The following is an 18,472-nucleotide window of genomic DNA, read 5'->3' as shown; positions in this document are numbered from 1 at the left end:
CCCTCGGGCAGCGACTGCTCAGAGTACCAGTGGAGGCCCTGAACTCACAAAATGGAGGTCACTGGCCTGCCGAAACGGTGAACGTGCGGCAGCATGGGACACGTGAGCCTGCGAACCCTGCCTTCGGAAACAAACCGGTCGTCGCGCAACGGGTCGCGACAACCCCGGCGTCACGACCATATCTTCGGCGGCTATAACAACCTCGGCTCCTACGCCAAGGCCTTTGACGAGATGTTCGACAACCAGGGCAACGTCCGTGGGCCGTACAAGGGCATCTTCGCCGAGCTCGCGCCGTCCGACGCCGAAGAACTCGAAGCCAGAGCCGAGGCGCTGGGCCGGGCGTTCATCGATCAGGGCATCACGTTCTCACTGTCCGGCCAGGAGCGGCCCTTCCCGCTCGACCTGGTGCCCCGGGTGATCTCCGCCGCCGAGTGGTCCCGGCTCGAACGAGGCATCACCCAGCGGGTCAAGGCCCTGGAGATGTATCTCGACGACATCTACGGCGACCAGGAAATCCTCCGTGACGGCGTCATCCCGCGTCGGCTGGTCACCTCCTGCGAGCACTTCCACCGCCAAGCCGCCGGCATCAGCCCGCCCAACGGCGTGCGTATTCACGTCGCCGGCATCGACCTGGTTCGCGACGCCCAGGGCACCTTCCGGGTGCTCGAAGACAACCTGCGATCCCCGTCGGGCGTGTCCTACGTCATGGAGAACCGGCGCACGATGGCCCGGGTCTTCCCCAACCTGTTCGCCACCCATCGGGTGCGCGCGGTCGGTGACTACTCCTCGCACCTGCTGCGGGCGCTGCGCAACGCGGCGGCCACCAACGAGGCCGATCCGACGGTCGTCGTGCTCACCCCGGGGCCGTTCAACTCGGCCTACTTCGAGCACTCCCTGCTGGCCCGGCAGATGGGCGTGGAACTGGTCGAGGGTCGCGACCTGTTCTGTCGCGACAACGTCGTCTACATGCGCACCACCGAAGGCGAGCGCCAGGTCGATGTCATCTATCGCCGTATCGACGACGACTTCCTCGACCCCATGCAGTTCCGTCCCGACTCGGTGCTCGGCGTGGCGGGCCTGCTGAATGCCGCACGTGCCGGCAACGTCGTCATCTCCAGCGCGGTCGGCAACGGCGTCGGCGACGACAAACTGGTCTACACCTACGTCCCGACGATCATCGAGTACTACCTCGGCGAGAAGCCGCTGTTGGCCAACGTCGACACGTTCCGCTGCTGGCTCGACGAGGAACGCGAGGAGGTGCTCGACCGGGTCGACGAATTGGTGATCAAACCTGTCGAGGGCTCGGGCGGGTACGGCATCGTGTTCGGCCCGGACGCCTCCGAGAAGGAGCTGGCGACCATCCGTAAAAAGGTGATCGCCGATCCTCGCGGCTGGATCGCGCAGCCGGTCGTCCAGCTGTCGACGGTGCCCACCAAGGTGGGCGACGCGCTGGCACCGCGCCACGTCGATCTGCGGCCCTTCGCCGTCAACGACGGCGAGGACGTCTGGGTGCTGCCCGGCGGACTGACCCGCACCGCGCTGATCGAGGGGTCGCTGGTGGTCAACTCCAGCCAGGGCGGAGGATCCAAGGACACCTGGGTACTGGCCTCGAAGACATCGGTGGCCGCCCGCGAACTCGGCGACGCCGAGGTGGTGCGCAAGATTCCGAAACCCGGCAAGGCGGCGGTCGCCGAGAAGGGCCCCGAGTCGTCCGGTCAGCAGCAACAAGGCCAACAGCAACAGAGCCAACAGCAGCAACAGCAGCAGCAGGTGATGCGCTGATGTTGGCCCGCAACGCCGAGGCGCTGTACTGGATCGGGCGCTACGTCGAGCGCGCCGACGACATCGCCCGCATTCTCGATGTGACAGTGCACCAGCTGCTCGAGGACTCGAGCGTGGACCCCGACCAGACCTCGCGAATCCTGCTGCAAGTGTTGGGCATCGAGCCGCCCAAGCATCAGCTCGACCTCTGGTCGCTGACCGATCTGGTGGCGTTCAGCCGCGACACCGCGGGCGGCTGCTCGATCGTCGAGGCGATCTCGGCGGCTCGTGAAAACGCCCGATCTGCGCGGGAAGTCACATCCAGTGACATGTGGGAGTGTCTGAACACCACCTACAACGCACTCGCCGAACGGGAGCGGGCGGCGCGGCGGCTGGGCCCGCACGAGTTCTTCAGTTTCATCGAGGGCCGGGCGGCGATGTTCGCGGGGCTGGCCGATTCGACGCTGTCCCGCGACGACGGGTACCGCTTCCTGGTGCTCGGGCGGGCCATCGAACGCGTCGACATGACGGTGCGGCTGCTGCTGTCGCGGGTCGGGGACAGCGCCTCGTCACCGGCCTGGGTGACGGTGTTGCGCTCGGCGGGTGCCCACGACACGTATCTGCGTACCTACCGCGGTGTGCTCGACGCCAGCCGCGTCGTCGAATTCATGTTGCTGGACCGGCTTTTCCCGCGGTCGATCTACTACTCGCTCAAACTGGCCGAGCACAGTCTCGACGAACTCATGCATCGTCCGCACAACCGGCTGGGATCCACCGCAGAGGCTCAGCGCCTCCTCGGCCGCGCTCGCAGTGAGTTGGAGTTCATCCGTCCGGGCGTGTTGCTCGAGTCATTGGAAGAACGGCTGGCCGGACTGCAGACAACCTGTCGCGACGTCGGAGAAGCGGTGGCGCTGCAGTACTTCCACTCCGCACCGTGGGTCGCGTGGTCCGACGCCGGGCAGCGTGGTGCGCTGGTCATCGAGGAAGGGGAGATCTGATGTGGCGGATGCGGGTCGTACACGCGACGGGGTACGCCTATAAGTCACCGGTCACCGCGTCGTACAACGAGGCTCGGCTGACGCCACGCTCGGACTCCCGGCAGAACGTCATCCTCAACCGGGTGGAGACCATCCCGGCTACTCGCAATTACCGCTATGTCGACTATTGGGGCACGGCGGTAACGGCTTTCGACTTGCATGCGCCGCACACGGAGTTGGAGGTGACCGCGTCATCGGTGGTCGAGACCGACAAGCCGGAAGCTCCCAGCGATGACGTGACGTGGGACGAACTGGCGTCCGCTGCGGTCCGGGACCGCTTCGACGAGGTGCTCACTCCCACGCACTACACGCCGGCCAGCCGGCGACTCGAGCGGGTCGGCAGACGCATCATCAAGGAGAACGATCCGGTCCAGGCCGTGATCGCCGCCGCCCAGTGGGTGCACAGTGAACTCAGTTACGTTCCCGGCACCACCGGTGTGCATTCGTCGGGTCTCGACGCCCTGCGTGAAGGCAAAGGAGTGTGTCAGGACTTCGCCCATCTGACGCTGATCTTGTTGCGCGGCATGGGAATTCCGGCCCGATATGTGTCGGGGTATCTGCACCCCAACCGCGATGCCGTGATCGGCGACACCATCGACGGGCAGAGTCACGCGTGGATCCAGGCCTGGACGGGTGGCTGGTGGAACTACGACCCGACCAACGATTCGGAGATCAACGAGCAGTACATCAGCGTCGGCGTCGGTCGCGACTACGCCGACGTCACCCCGCTGAAAGGCATCTACTCCGGTGAGGGCTCGACCGATCTCGATGTGATCGTGGAGGTCACCAGGCTGGCGTGATCCGGCGGCGGCCGGCGGGAACTGATGATCGCTTCGGCCACCAGCACCACCAGCAGCGAAATACCGAAGACCGGGAACAGGATTCCGAGAACGACCGCGATCACGGTCACCGAGATCATCGCTTTCTTCGGGGTGTTCGCCCGGGTGGATTCGCTGGCCGGGCCGGGCAGCCCGCTGCGGCCGGTGGGGCGGCGTTTCCACCACATCAGCAGTCCGGTCACCGCACTGAGGAGAACCCCGAGGCAGGCGACGGTGGCCGAAATGCGCGTGAGCCAACCCATCTGGTTACCCATGTGCATGGCGATCCCGAAGCTGGTCAGCCGGGACAGGGCGCCGTCCTGGGCAGCGGTGGCGTTGGTGATGGTGGCGCCGGTGAACTGGTTGAGATACAACGTCCGCTGTTCGGACACTCGTTGTGGCCACCGGTTGACCACCGTGTAGCTGCCGTACACAACCGCCCCGTCCTGCGTCGTATCAGCCGGCGGGAAGATCGAATAACCGGGCACCATGTGCTCGTCCTTCGCGATCCGGTCAATGTCGTTGTAGGACAGCCGGGCTGCGCCCGCGGCGGGCTGCGAGGCATATATCGGGTCGTCGGTGGCGGCCCACGCAATGCGGCGGCCCAGCCGGTCGTAGTCGCCGAGCTTCGCCGGCGTCGAGGGAGCATCGATTTCGGTCGACGGGGTGACCGTCGCGGTCACCGCCCGCCAGTTCTCACCCCAATACCGCGTCCAGGTCATCCCGGACAGGATGTAGCAGATCAGGATGACCGCGACGACGACTCCGGTCAGCGCGTGCACGTCGCGCCACCGCACCCGTCCGCCGGCACGCCACCGCACCCGCAGCAGCGGTTTGGCGGCTTCGATGGCACGCGGCCACCACAGATAGATCCCGCTGCCGAGCAGTACCAGGATCCAGGTCGCGGTGAGCTCCATCCAGAGGTTGCCGATGCCAACCGGGATGGTGGACTCCGGGTATGCGGATGGGTTGATGAGGTGTCCCAGTGACGGCAGTTGGACGTGGGGTCCGTCATTGCCGAACATCCGGTGCAGCTGATTGGCCCAGCCCACCAGCCCGGACAGCTGATCGCGCTGCCCCAGATAGGCCCCCGTATAGGGATCGACGAAAACCTGGATGACGTTGGCTTCGGCTTGTGGGTAGCCCTTGGCATCGGCGGCCGAGAAGTCCACCCGGGTCGAGGCGTGCGGGCCATCCGGCGGGGTGACCGCTTCCAGTGTGCTCCCGGCGTCGGCGTGCTGGGTGGCCGTGGCCACCTGCGCATCGAGGGGAACCGTCTGCGGTCCTTGCTCGACCACGAGCAGGTGCCGGTTGAGCAGCGCATCCAGCGGCTGGCTGTAGAGGATCACCAGGCCGCTGCAGGCCAACACCACCAACACCGGCGCGGCGAACAGCCCAACCCAGAAGTGCAGCCGCCAGATCCGGCGCAGCACAGCCGCGTCAGCGCGGCGCGTCGAAGTCTCTGTCGTCGTCATCGCCCATAAGTCGGGCGACGGCACGGCTTAGTTCCCGACGGCTAGTTCCCGACGGCTAGTTCCCGACGGACACCTGAAGTAGGTCGTTGCCGATCTCGACCGGGCCGCTGAACTCGGTTGCCGCCTTGGCGCGCCACTGGTCCTCCTGGCCGGGCACCAGGGGAGGGACATAGTGGGTGAGCACCAGTGTGCCGACCTCGGCGCGGGCCGCGGTCGCGGCGGCCTGCTCGACCGACGAGTGATAGTCGAGGATGTCCCGGATCCGCTGAACCGGCATCTGCTCGACGAGGTCAGCCCGGATCACGGTGTGCACCAGGGCGTTCGCCCCCTTGGCAAGTTCGTCGAGCCCGGCGCAGGGCACGGTGTCACCCGCCAGCACCACCGCGACCCCGTCGTGCTCGACACGGAAACCCAGAGTCGGCTCGACCGGACGGTGGTCGGTGGGCGCCGCGGTGATCCGAACACCGCCGTCGTCCCACACCTGACCGGAGGTGTACTCGTGCACCTGAATCGATGGAGGTTCGGTGATGTCGGGGTGGTGGCCGATGCGGTAGGAGATGTCGGGTGCCAACGCCGCCAGCGTCGCGTCGACGACGGCCTTGGTGCCGGGCGGGCCGATGATCGGCAGCGGGGTGGGCACGAAGGTGGTGACCCAGCGCGTGGTGATCACATCGGACAGGTCGGTGATGTGGTCGCTGTGCAGATGGGTCAGGAGCAGCGCGGTGATGTTGGCGGCGCCGACGCCGGCCGCGGCGGCCCGCATCAGCACCCCGCGCCCGCAGTCCACCAGGAACAGCGAGTCACCGGCTTTGACCAATGTTGACGGCCCGGCCCGATTGGGGTCGATCATCGGGCTTCCGGTGCCGAGCAGCGTGACGTCGATCATGGCGTTAATTACTACCCTGCCGGCGACAACATCGCGCCTCTTCGGTCGTCAATGACGCTTTTCAATGAGTTATTGATACATGCCAACTGCATCCATTGGTTATCTGGCTTGGTCACTGGCCCCTGAGGCGTCGAGTTTCAATAGGTCATTCACTAGTTGGAAACAGCGCAGTTACAGAGCGTGGCTACGGTGGCGTCGACCGGCTGGGAAAGGGAACAGATGACAAGCACGCTCAACGGGCAGGCGCACACCGACGTCCGCGAGGTCGCCGAGAAGCTCACCGCCGCGGGAGTCCGCTACGCGGCGATCAGTTTCGTCGACATGCACGGCAAGCCGAAGGCGAAGATGGTGCCGCTGGGCCATTTGGAGCAGGCCGCTAACGGGTCGGAAATGTTCACCGGGGCCGCCCTGGACGGGGTGCCGCAGGATGTCAACGATGACGAGGTCGCGCCGCACCCCGATCTCGACGCGGCGATCGTCATGCCGTTCAATCGCGAGATCGCTTGGTTCCCCGGTGATCTGTGGGTCGGTGACACCCCGTTCGAGTCATGCAGCCGTCAAATCCTCAAGCGGGTCACCGCCGAGGCGGCAACGTTGGGTTACACCTTCAACCTCGGCATCGAGACGGAGTTCTTTTTACTGTCGGACCGCAACGGAGTGCCGGAGCCGGCCAGCCCCGACGATAACTTGGACAAACCCTGTTACGACCTGCGGGGCATGTTGCACAACTTCGGCGTGGTGGACGAGATCGTCGCGGCGATGAACGAACTGGGTTGGGATGTCTACTCTTTCGACCATGAGGACGGCAACGGTCAATTCGAGACCGACTTCACCTACACCGATGCGGTGTCGATGGCCGACCGGTTCGTCTTCTTCCGGATGATGGTCGGCGAGATCGCCCGCAAGCACGGACTGTTCGCCTCGTGGATGCCGAAGCCCTTCGCCGATCGAACGGGCAGCGGTGCGCACTACAACATGTCACTTGCCGACGCGGACGGGACCAACCTCTTCGAATCCACCGACGATCCGCACGGCTGCGGGCTTTCCGGGCTCGGCTACCAGTTCATCGCCGGTGTGCTGCGGCACGCCCCGGCGATCTGCGCGGTCATCGCGCCGACGGTCAACAGTTACAAGCGACTGGTCAAGCAGGGCAGCATGTCCGGACTGACGTGGGCACCGATCTTCGCCTGCTACGGCGACAACAACCGCACCAACATGCTGCGGATCCCGCGGGGCGGCGGCCGCGTCGAATGCCGCGCCGCCGACAGCGCCAACAACCCTTATCTGGGCGCGGCGTTGATGCTGGCCGCCGGACTTGAAGGGATTCGGGAGGGGCTCGACCCTGGTGCCCCCAACCGCGACAATCTCTATCGGCTCTCGGAACCGGATCTGATCGAGCGCGGCATCACCTGGCTGCCCCGGTCACTCGGTGAGGCAATCGACGCGATCGAGGCAGACCCGCTGGTGCGCAACGTGTTCGGCACCGCCATGTACGACTCGTTCGTTTCCGAGAAGAAGCTCGAGTGGGATTCCTACAACGCGCACGTCTCGTCGTGGGAGTCCGATCGCTACCTGCGGTTCTTCTGATGAGCAACCGCTGGGAAGACCTCAACTCGGTGCAGATCGCCCACCGGCTTTCCGCCGACCCCGACACGGTGGCGCTGATTCCCGTCGGCGCCACCGAACAGCACGGGCCCCATCTGCCGGTGGGCACCGACACGATCATGGCCACCGCCGTCGCCGAGGCGGCGGCCGGTGAGCACGCTCTGGTGTTGCCCGCGATCGCATTCGGCGCCAGCTTCTTTCACGGCACCGCGCTGCCGGGCACGGTGGCGTTCGACGGGGACCAGACCGCGACGGCGGCAGTGCGGGTCGCCGAGGCCTGTGCGGACTCCGGCGTGCGCCGCGTCCTGTTCGTCAATGGTCACGTCGGCAACAGCGCGCCATTGTGGTTGGCCTGCGACCGATTCCGCAGACACCATCCCGACCGCCGCATCGGCGTCATGCAATGGTGGGACCTGACACCCGACATTGCCCGGCGAGCCACCGAGGACGCGCTCGACTGGCACGCCAATGCCGCGGAAACCTCGCTGATGCTGGCGGTTCGGCCCGAACTCGTGGACGTCGACGCGATGCGCGATGCCGACGATCCCGACCGCACCGCGGGCACGGTGTTCCGCTACCCCGTCCAGCAGGTCTCCACCAACGGAGTGACCGGGTACCCGTCGCGGGCGTCGAAGGCCTACGGTCTGCAGTTGTGGGCGGACGTCGTGGCCGCGGCCCGCGACGTGGTGATGCGCGCGCACAGTGAAGTCCCACCGCTGGGATGACGCAGATTCGGGCGATCGGACGGCCCCGTAACAACGCCGATTCGGCGGCGACGACTTCGCCACGCACCGAGATCGTCAATGCGGCGACCCGGCTGTTCTCCGAAAAAGGTTATGCGCAAACCACGATGAGCGACATCGCACGCGCCGTCGGCCTGCAGCAGTCGTCGCTGTACTACTGGTTCCGCAACAAGGAGCAGCTGCTGGGGGAGGCGCTGCTGGTGAACCGCGCGCCGCTGACGTTCATCGCCGAAGTCGGTGCCGGTTCGGGATCGCCGGCAGTCAAGCTCTACCGGCTGTTGCGGTTCGACACCATCCAGTTGGCGCTCTCGCCGATCGACTTCAACGAGATCCAGCGCATCGCTCATGACCAGCGGGCCGACTTCCATCAGTTCTGGACCGACTACGAACGGCTCAAAGACTGGGTGGCTGACCTCATCGGTGCGGCGATCGCGGAGGGCAAGTTCATCGACTGCGACCGGGAGGAAACGGCCGGGTTGCTGCTGAACTTCGACGAGGGTGCCCAGAAGCGGACCCGCCTGCACATCGACGAGGGCGACCGGGTGGCCGAGGCGGTCCGGGTCGCCGAGCAGGTCGCCATCATCTCGGTTCGTGGACTGCTCAAGCGGCCCAGCGAGATCGGCCGGATCACTTCTGCGGCTGCACAATTCGATGACGCCGCCGTCGCGACCGCCGGCTTCACTCCCGCGCCGATGACACCCAATTCGGATCAATAGACCGGTGGCCGGACACGCTCGCGCCGGCAGCCTCCAGGGCCACCATTTGATCGGGATTGAGCTGCACCGACAGCGACGCGGCGTTCTCGTCGACGCGTGCTGCGCGCCGCGTGCCCGGGATCGGCACCGACGCCACACCGAGGACCTCGGCGCGCTGCCGCAGCCATGCCAGCGCCACCTGCGCGGGCGTCGCGCCCACTTCGTCGGCGATCGAGGTGACCACCTGCACCACAGCAAGATTGGCGTCCAAGACATCATCGGCGAAGCGTGGGATGCGGCTGCGGAAGTCACCGGCCGAGGAGAGGTCGGCTACCGACCGGATGGTCCCGGTGAGGAATCCGCGCCCCAGTGGCGAATACGGCACGAAGCCGACGCCGAGTTCGGCAGCAGCCGGCACCACGTGGCGTTCGACGTCGCGGCTCCAGATCGACCATTCGCTCTGCACCGCGGCGATCGGGTGTACGGCAGCCGCGGCGCGCAACTCGTCAGCGGTCACCTCCGACAGCCCGAGGTGGCGCACCTTGCCCGCCGTGACCAACTCGGCCATGGCGCCGACGGTCTCCTCGATCGGCAGCGACACGTCGCGACGGTGCATGTAATACAAGTCGATCACGTCGGTGCCGAGCCGGCCCAGGCTCTCGTCGACGCAGCGCCGCACGTACTCCGCATCACCGCGGGCCGCGAGCTTGCCGGTCGTCGGGTCGCCGTCGATCCCGAACTTCGTCGCCAGCGTGACCTCGTCGCGCCGGCCGGCCAGTACCTGGCCGATCAGTCGCTCGTTGGCGCCGCCGCCGTACACGTTGGCGGTGTCGATGAAGGTCATCCCGACATCGAGGCAGTGGTTCAGCGTCGCCAGTGACTCGGTGTCGTCCACCGCGCCGTAGACCGGCGTCAGCGCCATGCCGCCGAACCCGATCGCGCTGACCGTCAAGCCGTCGCCCAACTCCGTCTTCGGCAAGGTGCCCATCCAGATCTCCTCGTGTTCGTGGTCGGCCTGTTCTGTCTTAACGCAACCGTTGCGGTTTGCTTCCCCGGCGCTCTCACAAGCCTTAACCTGGTGTGACATCCATCACAAGGGGGTGGCGATGCGTATCGCCGACATCCTTCGCAGTAAGGGAACGACGGTGGCCACGGTCACCGAGACCACCACGGTCACCGGATTGCTGGCCGAGCTGGTCATCCACAACATCGGCGCGATGGTCGTCGTCGGCCGCGACGGCGGCGTGGTGGGCATCGTCTCGGAGCGCGACGTAGTGCGCACGCTGCACGATCACGGCCCGGACCTGCTCCGCAGCGCGGTCGCCGACATCATGAGCAAGGTCCTGGTGACGTGCTCGCCCGACGACCAGATCGACGACCTGAGCGCGCTGATGACCAACAACCGGGTGCGCCACGTCCCGGTGATGCAGGGCGGGCGACTGGTCGGCATCGTCAGCATCGGGGACGTGGTGAAGAACCGGATGGAGCAGCTGCAGGCCGAGCAGCAGCATCTGCAGGCCTACATCACCCAGGGCGGCTAGCTCCAGGAGTATTCGGCGCGCAGCCGAGCCGCGACCAACTCGAAGGTGGACTGATCCAGAATCGCGCCCTCGCGACGGATGCCCTCTTCGGGAACGTCGAGCACCCGGTCCAGCCGTACCCAGCTGGGGCGGCCGTCGTAGTCCCAACCGCCCGAGCCGATCGCGATCCAGTTGCGGTCCCCGGCGTGGTGGGCCTGGCTGGACAGCATCAGACCCAGCAGGGTCCGGCGGTCCCGGCCGACGACCAGCACCGGGCGGTCCTTGCCCTTGGTCGGGTCGTCCTCGTAGACCACCCAGGTCCACACCACCTCGCCGGGGTCAGCCCGGCCGTCAAGGTCGGGTGCGTAGACCAGCCGGCGGGCGCGATGCGCGGTCGGGACACTGTTGTCCGTGACCGGGCGGCCCGCGGTGATCGCGGCGGGCTGGTCGATCGGGGTGGTGCTGGCCACCAGGACTTCGAGGCCCAGCTTGAGGCCCTGCTGGATGGTCCGCGGTACGGCCTGGGGTATCGGCAACTGTCGAATGAACTTGGGCGCCTCGTTGAAGACGAGGTGCTCCGCGAGTCTCTGAAACGTCCTCCACTGCGACGCCATTCTGATGAGCATAGGCGGATCGCGACAGCGTTGCGGCGCGCGATTGTGTCCGGCCGGGCTGAACTCGATACGCTGGACAGACCCGAGGGTCCCCTCGAATCACCACCCGAGCAGGAGATTTCCCATCAGTAGCTTCGCCGACAAGACGTTCACTGCGCCGGCGCAGATTCGGAACTTCTGCATCATCGCTCACATCGATCATGGCAAGTCCACGCTGGCCGACCGGATGCTCGGCATCACCGGTGTGGTCGCCGACCGCGACATGCGCGCCCAGTACCTCGACCGGATGGATATCGAGCGCGAACGCGGCATCACGATCAAAGCGCAGAACGTGCGGCTGCCCTGGAAAGTCGGGGACACCGATTACGTCCTGCACCTGATCGACACCCCCGGTCACGTCGACTTCACCTACGAGGTGTCTCGCGCGCTGGAAGCCTGCGAGGGTGCGGTGTTGCTGGTCGACGCCGCCCAGGGCATCGAGGCACAGACCCTGGCGAACCTCTACCTCGCCCTGGACCGCGACCTGACGATCATCCCGGTGCTCAACAAGATCGATCTGCCCGCCGCCGACCCCGATCGCTACGCCGGCGAGATCGCGCACATCATCGGCTGCGAACCGAGCGATGTGCTGCGGGTGTCCGGTAAGACCGGTGAGGGTGTCCCGGAGCTGCTCGACGAGGTGGTCCGGCTGATCCCCGCGCCGGTCGGGGACGCCGACGCTCCGGCGCGAGCGATGATCTTCGACTCGGTCTACGACATCTACCGCGGCGTCGTGACCTACGTCCGAGTGGTCGACGGCAAGCTCAACCCGCGCGAGCGGATCAAGATGATGTCCACCGGCGCCACCCACGAACTGCTCGAGGTCGGGATCGTCTCGCCCGAACCAAAACCCAGCGACGGTCTTGGCGTCGGCGAGGTCGGCTACCTCATCACCGGTGTGAAGGATGTTCGGCAGTCCAAGGTCGGCGACACGGTGACGACGGCGCGGCACGGCGCCACCGAAGCGCTGACCGGGTACCGCGAACCCAAGCCGATGGTTTATTCGGGGCTGTATCCGGTCGACGGCTCGGATTATCCGAATCTGCGCGAGGCACTGGACAAGCTGCAGCTCAACGATGCGGCGCTGACCTACGAGCCGGAGACGTCGGTGGCGCTGGGCTTCGGGTTCCGCTGCGGCTTCCTCGGCCTGCTGCACATGGAGATCACCCGGGAACGGCTCGAGCGCGAGTTCGACCTGGATCTGATTTCCACCTCGCCGAACGTGGTCTACCGGGTGATCAAGGACGACGGCACCGAATTGATCGTGACCAATCCGTCGGACTGGCCGGAGGGCAAGGTTCGCGAGGTCTACGAGCCGGTGGTGAAATGCACGCTCATCGCGCCCAGCGAGTTCATCGGAACCATCATGGAGCTGTGCCAGTCGCGGCGCGGCGAACTCGGTGGCATGGACTACCTTTCGCCCGAACGCGTCGAGCTGCGTTACACGATGCCGTTGGGCGAGATCATCTTCGACTTCTTCGACGCGTTGAAATCGCGCACCCGTGGGTATGCCAGCCTGGACTATGAAGAGTCCGGTGAGCAGGAGGCGGCGCTGGTGAAGGTGGACATCCTGCTGCAAGGTGAGGCTGTCGACGCGTTCAGCGCGATCGTGCACAAGGATTCGGCGCAGGCCTACGGCAACAAGATGACCACCAAGCTCAAAGAGCTGATCCCGCGCCAGCAGTTCGAGGTGCCGGTGCAGGCGGCGATCGGCTCCAAAATCATTGCCCGCGAGAACATTCGGGCGATCCGCAAGGACGTTCTTGCCAAGTGCTACGGCGGTGACATCACCCGTAAGCGCAAGCTGCTGGAGAAGCAGAAAGAGGGCAAGAAGCGGATGAAGACGATCGGGCGGGTCGACGTTCCCCAGGAGGCGTTCGTCGCCGCGCTGTCCACCGACGGCGGCGACAAGGCCGGCGACAAGGCAAAGAAGTAGGGGATTTCATCACACGCGACCATTATGTCGTTCGGGGGCGATCGATTGCTGGGGCCGTAGTCGGTATCGCCGTGCTCGCGGGCTGTACGAGCACGGTCGACGGATCTGCGGCGCGCCAGGACCAGACCGTCGTCCTGCGCGATCTGTCCGAGGTGCTGCCCACCGGCGCGGAGGTGAGCCGGGCAGCAGGAAATCCGTTGTCCGACAGTGAATCTCCAACCGTCGGTGGGATCGACGCCCTGCCCAACGGAATTCGCGACAATGCCGCCGCCAACCCCATCGAATGTCTGGGGCCGGCGACGCCCTTCATGCGCGTGGTGTACGAGGTGGGTGACGTGCGCCGGGCGGCCTGGCAGGAATTCTCGAACTTCGGTGGCGGCCAGACCGTGTCCAGCGTGGATGCCGGCGTTGTCCAATTCGCTTCCGACACCGAGGCGCAACGGATGTTCGGTGCTTTCGTCAGCCAATGGAAAGCGTGCGAAGGCGCGACGGTGCGCTCCGCGCTGCCCGGTCCCGGGGGCGCCGAGATGCGGCAGAAGGTCACCGACGTCAGAGTCGATGGTCCGATGTTGTCGGCGACGGTGGTCAACTCGGACAATCAGGGGGATGCGACATTCCCCACCGAGCGCGCCATCGGGCTGGCGGCCGATTGCGTGGTGGACGTGGACGCCGCGGTCACCGGCGGTCAGCGACGGTCAGCGGACCGGGCATCCAGCTTGGCCGCAACCATGCTGGACAAGGTCGCCCACGGACGATGATCCGAGGTTGAGTCACCGGATCGGGTCACCCGGGGGACAATGCGTGCGTGAGCCGCATGCTGGTGTTCTGCGCCGCCCTTGTGGTCAGCGCGCTGCTGTCCGGATGTGTGTCCACCGTCGGGGGCACGGCACTGCGCGGCGATAGCGCCGATCTCGAGATGTTCGACGTCCCCACCCTCACCGAGTCCGACCTCGACCGGGTGCTGCTGACTGCGGGCGAGGTGAACGGCATCATGGGTGCCACCGGGATCCGGATGACCGCGTCCTCGCAAAACATGAGCGACAACTCCGACGGAGTGTCGGACGTCGACTGCCTTGCGGCGATCTACGGTGCCGAACAGATGGTGTACCAAGGCAGCGGCTGGTCCGCGGTCCGTGACCAGGTGCTCCAGGAGCCGACAACCGACAACGAGCACTGGGTCGAGCAGATCGCGGTGCTCTACCCGTCGAGTGAGAAGGCGACGGCGTTTGTCGAGAAGTCCCGCACCACGTGGCAGAAGTGCGGAGGCACGTCGATCGACATCGACAACTCCGACGTGCACTCCACCTGGAGGATCGACACCGCGGATGTGAGCGGCGACATCCTGACCCAGGTCTCCACTCAGCGCAACGCCGGCGGATGGGGCTGCCAGCACGCCCTGACCTCGGCGTCCAACGTGGTGGTCGAGGCTTGGGCGTGTAGTAATTCCATCGACGACGAGGCCAGGGCCATCGCCGCGGACATGATCAAGAATGCGGCGAAGAAGTAATCGCGCGACCCTAGAAGGGTTTGCCGTGCAACGGCTCTCGTTCGGTTAGACCGGCTCAGCTGGCCCGGCGGCCGACGAGGAAGGCAGCCAGCGCCAGCACCGCCAGGGTCACCATCACGATTGCCAGCGGCAGGGCGGTGTGCTCTCCGCCCAGGCTGACCAGGGGTGAGACGGCGGCGCCGAGTCCGAACTGCAGCGCGCCGAGGCCGGCCGACCCCGTGCCTGCCGCGCGGGGGACGGCGGCAAGGGCCAGCGCGGTGGCATTGCCGAGGATCAGGCCCTGGGATGCGACGGCCACGAAGATCGGGATGGGAATCAACCATGCCGGTGCCCCGGTGAGGACCAGGCCGAGGAGGACCAGCGTGGCCGCCATGGTCAGGCCCAGACCCACACCCAGCAGCTTCGCGGTGGCGATGCGCTGGTTCAGCCGCGCCGACAGCGAGCTGACGCTGACGATGCCCAGTGCGTTGATGCCGAACGCGACGCCGTACTGCGTCGGGGTGAGCCCGACCATCACCTGGTAGACGAACGGTGAGGCCGAGATGTAGGCCATCATCACCGAGAAGCCGAATGCGAAGGCCAGCGTGTTGGCGATGTAGGCCCGGGATCGTAGTGCTGTCCACGGTGAGATGCCCTGCGCAGCATCGGCTTTCAATTCGGCTCGGCGATGAGCGGGGTGTGACTCGCGCACCACGGCCACGGTTGCGACCAGCATGGCCACCGTGAGGCCGCAGACGACCCAGAGGATGCCGCGCCAGCCGGCCGGGCCGACCAGCAGTCCGCCGGCGAACGGTGCGACCACCGGCGCCACGCCGCCGACGATCATCATCAAGCTGAACGCCCGCCCGGCGCTTTTGCCGACAGCGAGGTCGGAGATCACCGCGCGACCGATGACCATGCCCGCGGCACCGGTGAAGCCTTGAGCGAACCGGGCTGCGATGAGGATGGCGATGTTGGGGGCTGTGGCGGCGACGACGCTGGCCAGCACGCACAGCAGCGCGCCGACGATCAGCGGGTTGCGTCGGCCGAGCCGGTCAGAGAGGGGGCCGAACAGCAATTGACCGAACGTCAGCCCGAGCAGGAACGCCGTCAGGGTCAGCTGCACGGCCGTGGCGCTGGCCTGCAGTTCGGCAGTCATCTCGGGGAAGGCGGGCAGATAGAGGTCGGTGGCGACCGGTGCGACCGCATTGAGCAGGGCAAGTACCACCAGCAGCCACGGCGAGATGGCGGTCTCGTGGGTCTGGGCGTCCCGGGTGGCGGTCGTCATGAAAGAACCTCGTCTAGGTAGTTATGAAGAAATAACTATCAAACAATAACTAATGCGCTAGGATTTGTCCATGGATGGTGAGTTGGCCGATCTCGCCGAGGCGATCATCGGAGTGGCCCGGGAGCTCAAGCTCGGTGATTACGCCGACGTCGTCGAGTTGACGGCGTCGGAAGCGCACGTGATGCGCCATATCGACCACCATCCGGGCGTCACGCCCAGCGACCTCGCCCGGGCAACCGGCCTGCAGCGCAGCAATATGTCCACCGCGTTGCGGAGCCTGGAGAATCGCGGCTTCGTCGAACGCCGCGCCGATCCGCATGACGCGCGCGGCGTGAATCTGTACCCGACCGATCGGGCCGCCGACAACCTCAAGCGCCTGCGTCGGCAATGGGCTCAGCTCATGGAAAGCGGCCTGCGGGGAGATCGGCAGGGTGCGATGGCCGCCAAGGCGCTCCTCGAACGGGTCGAGGCGGCGTTGATGGATGACCGGCTGGGGTGAGGACCTGCGCCTACATCTGCCTATCTGTAGGCCATCCGCCTACATCGGGGCGTTGGCCGGCTGGAACACCCCGGTGCTGTCGGCCTCTTCCTCGGCGCGGATCACGTGCACCACGGCATTGATCAACGCCAGGTGGGTGAACGCCTGCGGGAAGTTACCCAGGTGCCGGCCGGTGCGCGGTTCGATCTCCTCGGCGTACAGATGCAGCGGGCTGGCAAAGGACAGCAGCCGCTCGCACAGATGCCGGGCCCGGCTGACCTCGCCGATCTCGACCAGCGCAGACACCAGCCAGAACGAGCAGATCGTGAACGACCCCTCCTCGCCGGATAGGCCGTCGTCGGTCTCCTCGACGCGGTAGCGCAGTACCAGCCCGTCCTCGGTGAGCTCGTCGGCGATCGCCAGCACGGTGGCCCGCACCCGCGGGTCGTCGGACGGCAGGAACCGCACCAACGGCACCAACAGCAGTGACGCGTCCAGGGCGTCGTCGCCGTAGCGCTGGGTGAGCACGCCGCGGTCGTCGACGCCGTGCGTCAGGATGTCGGCCTTGATCTCCTCGGCGATCGCCCGCCACTGCTGCGCGTAGCTCTTCTCGCCGACCAGCTCGGCCAGCTTGGAGCCGCGATCGAGCGCCACCCAGCACATCACCTTCGACGAGGTGAAGTGCTGCGGTTCGCCGCGCACTTCCCAGATGCCCCGGTCGGGTTCCTTCCAGTGTTTGATCGCCTCTTCGACCTGCTCCTTGAGTACCGGCCACAGCTGATCGGAGATCTGCTCGCGCGACTTGGCGTGCAGATACACCGAGTCCAGCATGGTGCCCCAAATGTCGTGCTGCATCTGGTTGTACGCACCGTTGCCGATGCGCACCGGCCTGGCGTTGTCGTAGCCGGAGAGGTGGTGAAGCTCTTCCTCGACCAGTTCGCGCTCCCCGCCGACGGCGTACATCACCTGCAGCGGGTGCCGTTCGCCATTGTTGGCTCCCGACACGTCGGCGATGAAGGCAAAGAAGTCGTCGGCCTCGCGGTCCAGGCCGAGGGTGTAGAGGCCCCACAACGCGAACGTCGAGTCCCGCACCCAGGCGTAGCGGTAGTCCCAGTTGCGTTCACCCTGAGGCGTTTCCGGAAGCGACGTGGTGGACGCGGCCAGCAGCGCCCCGGTCGGTGAATACGTCAGACCCTTGAGTGTGAGCGCGCTGCGCTGCAGATACGACCGCCACGGATGGTCGGGGAAATCGCCGATGTTGATCCACTGGCGCCACGCCTCGCTGGTCTGCCACATCTTGTCGGCGGCTTCTTCGTACGTCTGCGGCGCCGGGTGCTTCGACCAGGACAGCGCGACGAAGACGTTGTCGCCTTCCTTGAGCCGGGTGCGGGCGCGGGCTTCGCGGCCCTCGAGGCCGATGCGCAGGTTCGTGGTCAGCCGCAGCGTGGGATTCGCGTCGGGATCCGTCCTGGCCCGCGCGATCGCCTCGCCGTAGGCATTGGCCGAGTACTCCCAGGCGGCATTGACCCGGCCGTAGTCGAAGGACGGCTCGCAGTTCATCACCACCTCGACCGTGCCGCTCACACAGCGCACCGTGCGCAGCAGGATGTGCTCGGCATCCCAGTCCATCGGTGTGCGCCGGTGCGTCCGCGACCGGGTTTCGATGTCGTGCCAGGGGCCCATCACGAGTGCTTCACGAACGATCAGCCAGCCGGTGTGCGTCTGCCAGGTGGTCTCCAGGATGAGGCTGCCGGGCAGATAGCGGCGGGCTGCCGGAACCGACACCCCGTAGGGGCCCAGCCGGAAGTGCCCGGCGCCGCGGTCCAGGATCGCTCCGAACACGCTGGGGGAGTCCGGCCGGGGAACGCACAGCCACTCGACGGCGCCCGCCGACGAGATCAGGCAGGTGTTCTCGCAGTCGGACAGGAAGCCGTAGTCCGCGATCGGCGGGAACGGGTTGCGCAGCGCAGCCGGCGAGGCATAAGGCACCGGGGCGGTCACGGACAACGGCGCCTGGACGCGCACGGCGTCGGTGTTCTCACCGGCTGGCTGGGCTTGGAGGACCATCTGGACATCATCGAACGCCGACCG

The 18,472-nt window shown here is 66.4% G+C and carries 17 protein-coding genes; 11 read left to right on the top strand and 6 right to left on the bottom strand.

What is annotated here, in order from left to right:
- The first annotated feature begins 93 nt into the window (after positions 1-93).
- From G6N32_RS17710 to G6N32_RS17700, 3 genes are read left to right on the top strand one after another with little or no spacing between them, the layout of a single operon-like run.
- The gene (locus G6N32_RS17710; RefSeq protein ID WP_172507301.1) at positions 94-1,782 is read left to right on the top strand and encodes a circularly permuted type 2 ATP-grasp protein; all 1,689 of its coding nucleotides are present in this window, start codon (positions 94-96) and stop codon (positions 1,780-1,782) included.
- Positions 1,782-2,759, top strand: a complete 978-nt coding sequence (locus G6N32_RS17705; protein WP_115320700.1) for an alpha-E domain-containing protein — start codon at positions 1,782-1,784, stop codon at positions 2,757-2,759. The genes G6N32_RS17710 and G6N32_RS17705 overlap by 1 nt, the downstream gene beginning before the upstream one ends.
- Complete coding sequence (locus tag G6N32_RS17700) at positions 2,759-3,598, top strand: transglutaminase family protein (protein WP_115320699.1); 840 nt, start codon at positions 2,759-2,761, stop codon at positions 3,596-3,598. The genes G6N32_RS17705 and G6N32_RS17700 overlap by 1 nt, the downstream gene beginning before the upstream one ends.
- Here G6N32_RS17700 and G6N32_RS17695 read toward each other — a convergent pair.
- Both G6N32_RS17695 and G6N32_RS17690 read right to left on the bottom strand, forming a co-directional pair.
- Positions 3,538-5,091 (bottom strand): PepSY-associated TM helix domain-containing protein, encoded by a 1,554-nt coding sequence (locus G6N32_RS17695; protein WP_115320698.1) that lies wholly within the window; start codon positions 5,089-5,091, stop codon positions 3,538-3,540. The genes G6N32_RS17700 and G6N32_RS17695 overlap by 61 nt on opposite strands.
- A 55-nt stretch (positions 5,092-5,146) precedes the next feature.
- Positions 5,147-5,977, bottom strand: coding sequence for a ribonuclease Z (locus G6N32_RS17690; RefSeq protein WP_115320697.1), 831 nt, complete (start codon positions 5,975-5,977; stop codon positions 5,147-5,149).
- Between the two features lie 219 nt (positions 5,978-6,196).
- On the opposite strand from G6N32_RS17690, the gene glnT reads away from it, so the two are divergent.
- Genes glnT through G6N32_RS17675 form a run of 3 tightly spaced genes read left to right on the top strand, consistent with a single transcriptional unit; the run spans position 6,197 to position 9,041 of the window.
- Positions 6,197-7,564: a type III glutamate--ammonia ligase gene (glnT, locus tag G6N32_RS17685; protein WP_115320696.1), complete on the top strand. Its 1,368-nt coding sequence runs from the start codon at positions 6,197-6,199 to the stop codon at positions 7,562-7,564.
- Positions 7,564-8,307 (top strand): creatininase family protein, encoded by a 744-nt coding sequence (locus G6N32_RS17680; protein ID WP_115320695.1) that lies wholly within the window; start codon positions 7,564-7,566, stop codon positions 8,305-8,307. Before glnT ends, G6N32_RS17680 begins: the two co-directional genes overlap by 1 nt.
- A complete protein-coding gene (locus tag G6N32_RS17675) occupies positions 8,304-9,041 on the top strand; it encodes a TetR/AcrR family transcriptional regulator (RefSeq protein WP_115320694.1) in 738 nt (245 codons plus the stop codon). Before G6N32_RS17680 ends, G6N32_RS17675 begins: the two co-directional genes overlap by 4 nt.
- Here G6N32_RS17675 and G6N32_RS17670 read toward each other — a convergent pair.
- On the bottom strand, positions 9,004-10,008 hold the full coding sequence (locus G6N32_RS17670) for an aldo/keto reductase (protein ID WP_115320693.1): 1,005 nt from the start codon (positions 10,006-10,008) through the stop codon (positions 9,004-9,006). The two genes, G6N32_RS17675 and G6N32_RS17670, sit on opposite strands and share 38 nt — an antisense overlap.
- Before the next feature lie 118 nt (positions 10,009-10,126).
- Between G6N32_RS17670 and G6N32_RS17665 the strand changes: the two genes are divergently transcribed.
- On the top strand, positions 10,127-10,561 hold the full coding sequence (locus G6N32_RS17665) for a CBS domain-containing protein (protein WP_115321363.1): 435 nt from the start codon (positions 10,127-10,129) through the stop codon (positions 10,559-10,561).
- On the opposite strand, the gene G6N32_RS17660 is transcribed toward G6N32_RS17665, so the two are convergent.
- Positions 10,558-11,154: a type II toxin-antitoxin system PemK/MazF family toxin gene (locus G6N32_RS17660; protein WP_115321361.1), complete on the bottom strand. Its 597-nt coding sequence runs from the start codon at positions 11,152-11,154 to the stop codon at positions 10,558-10,560. The genes G6N32_RS17665 and G6N32_RS17660 overlap by 4 nt on opposite strands.
- A 4-nt stretch (positions 11,155-11,158) precedes the next feature.
- On the opposite strand from G6N32_RS17660, the gene lepA reads away from it, so the two are divergent.
- The 3 genes from lepA (at position 11,159) to G6N32_RS17645 (ending at position 14,636) form a co-directional block, all read left to right on the top strand.
- Complete coding sequence (gene lepA / locus G6N32_RS17655; RefSeq protein ID WP_232077156.1) at positions 11,159-13,129, top strand: translation elongation factor 4; 1,971 nt, start codon at positions 11,159-11,161, stop codon at positions 13,127-13,129.
- A gap of 71 nt (positions 13,130-13,200) precedes the next feature.
- A complete protein-coding gene (locus tag G6N32_RS17650; protein ID WP_163789322.1) occupies positions 13,201-13,887 on the top strand; it encodes a sensor domain-containing protein in 687 nt (228 codons plus the stop codon).
- 56 nt (positions 13,888-13,943) lie between these two features.
- Positions 13,944-14,636, top strand: a complete 693-nt coding sequence (locus tag G6N32_RS17645) for a sensor domain-containing protein (RefSeq protein ID WP_115320691.1) — start codon at positions 13,944-13,946, stop codon at positions 14,634-14,636.
- Between the two features lie 55 nt (positions 14,637-14,691).
- On the opposite strand, the gene G6N32_RS17640 is transcribed toward G6N32_RS17645, so the two are convergent.
- Positions 14,692-15,903: a multidrug effflux MFS transporter gene (locus tag G6N32_RS17640; protein WP_115320690.1), complete on the bottom strand. Its 1,212-nt coding sequence runs from the start codon at positions 15,901-15,903 to the stop codon at positions 14,692-14,694.
- A gap of 70 nt (positions 15,904-15,973) precedes the next feature.
- Here G6N32_RS17640 and G6N32_RS17635 point away from each other — a divergent pair, with 70 nt between their 5' ends.
- Positions 15,974-16,402: a MarR family winged helix-turn-helix transcriptional regulator gene (locus G6N32_RS17635; protein WP_115320689.1), complete on the top strand. Its 429-nt coding sequence runs from the start codon at positions 15,974-15,976 to the stop codon at positions 16,400-16,402.
- Positions 16,403-16,441: 39 nt separating this feature from the next.
- Here the strand turns inward: G6N32_RS17635 and G6N32_RS17630 are convergent, their stop codons facing one another.
- Positions 16,442-18,448, bottom strand: a complete 2,007-nt coding sequence (locus G6N32_RS17630) for a glycoside hydrolase family 15 protein (RefSeq protein WP_115320688.1) — start codon at positions 18,446-18,448, stop codon at positions 16,442-16,444.
- Positions 18,449-18,472 lie beyond the last annotated feature (24 nt).

Source organism: Mycolicibacterium aichiense (genome assembly GCF_010726245.1).
GTDB lineage: Bacteria > Actinomycetota > Actinomycetes > Mycobacteriales > Mycobacteriaceae > Mycobacterium > Mycobacterium aichiense.
Note: the sequence above shows the minus strand (reverse complement) of the source record. Positions and strands in the feature narration are given on the sequence as shown.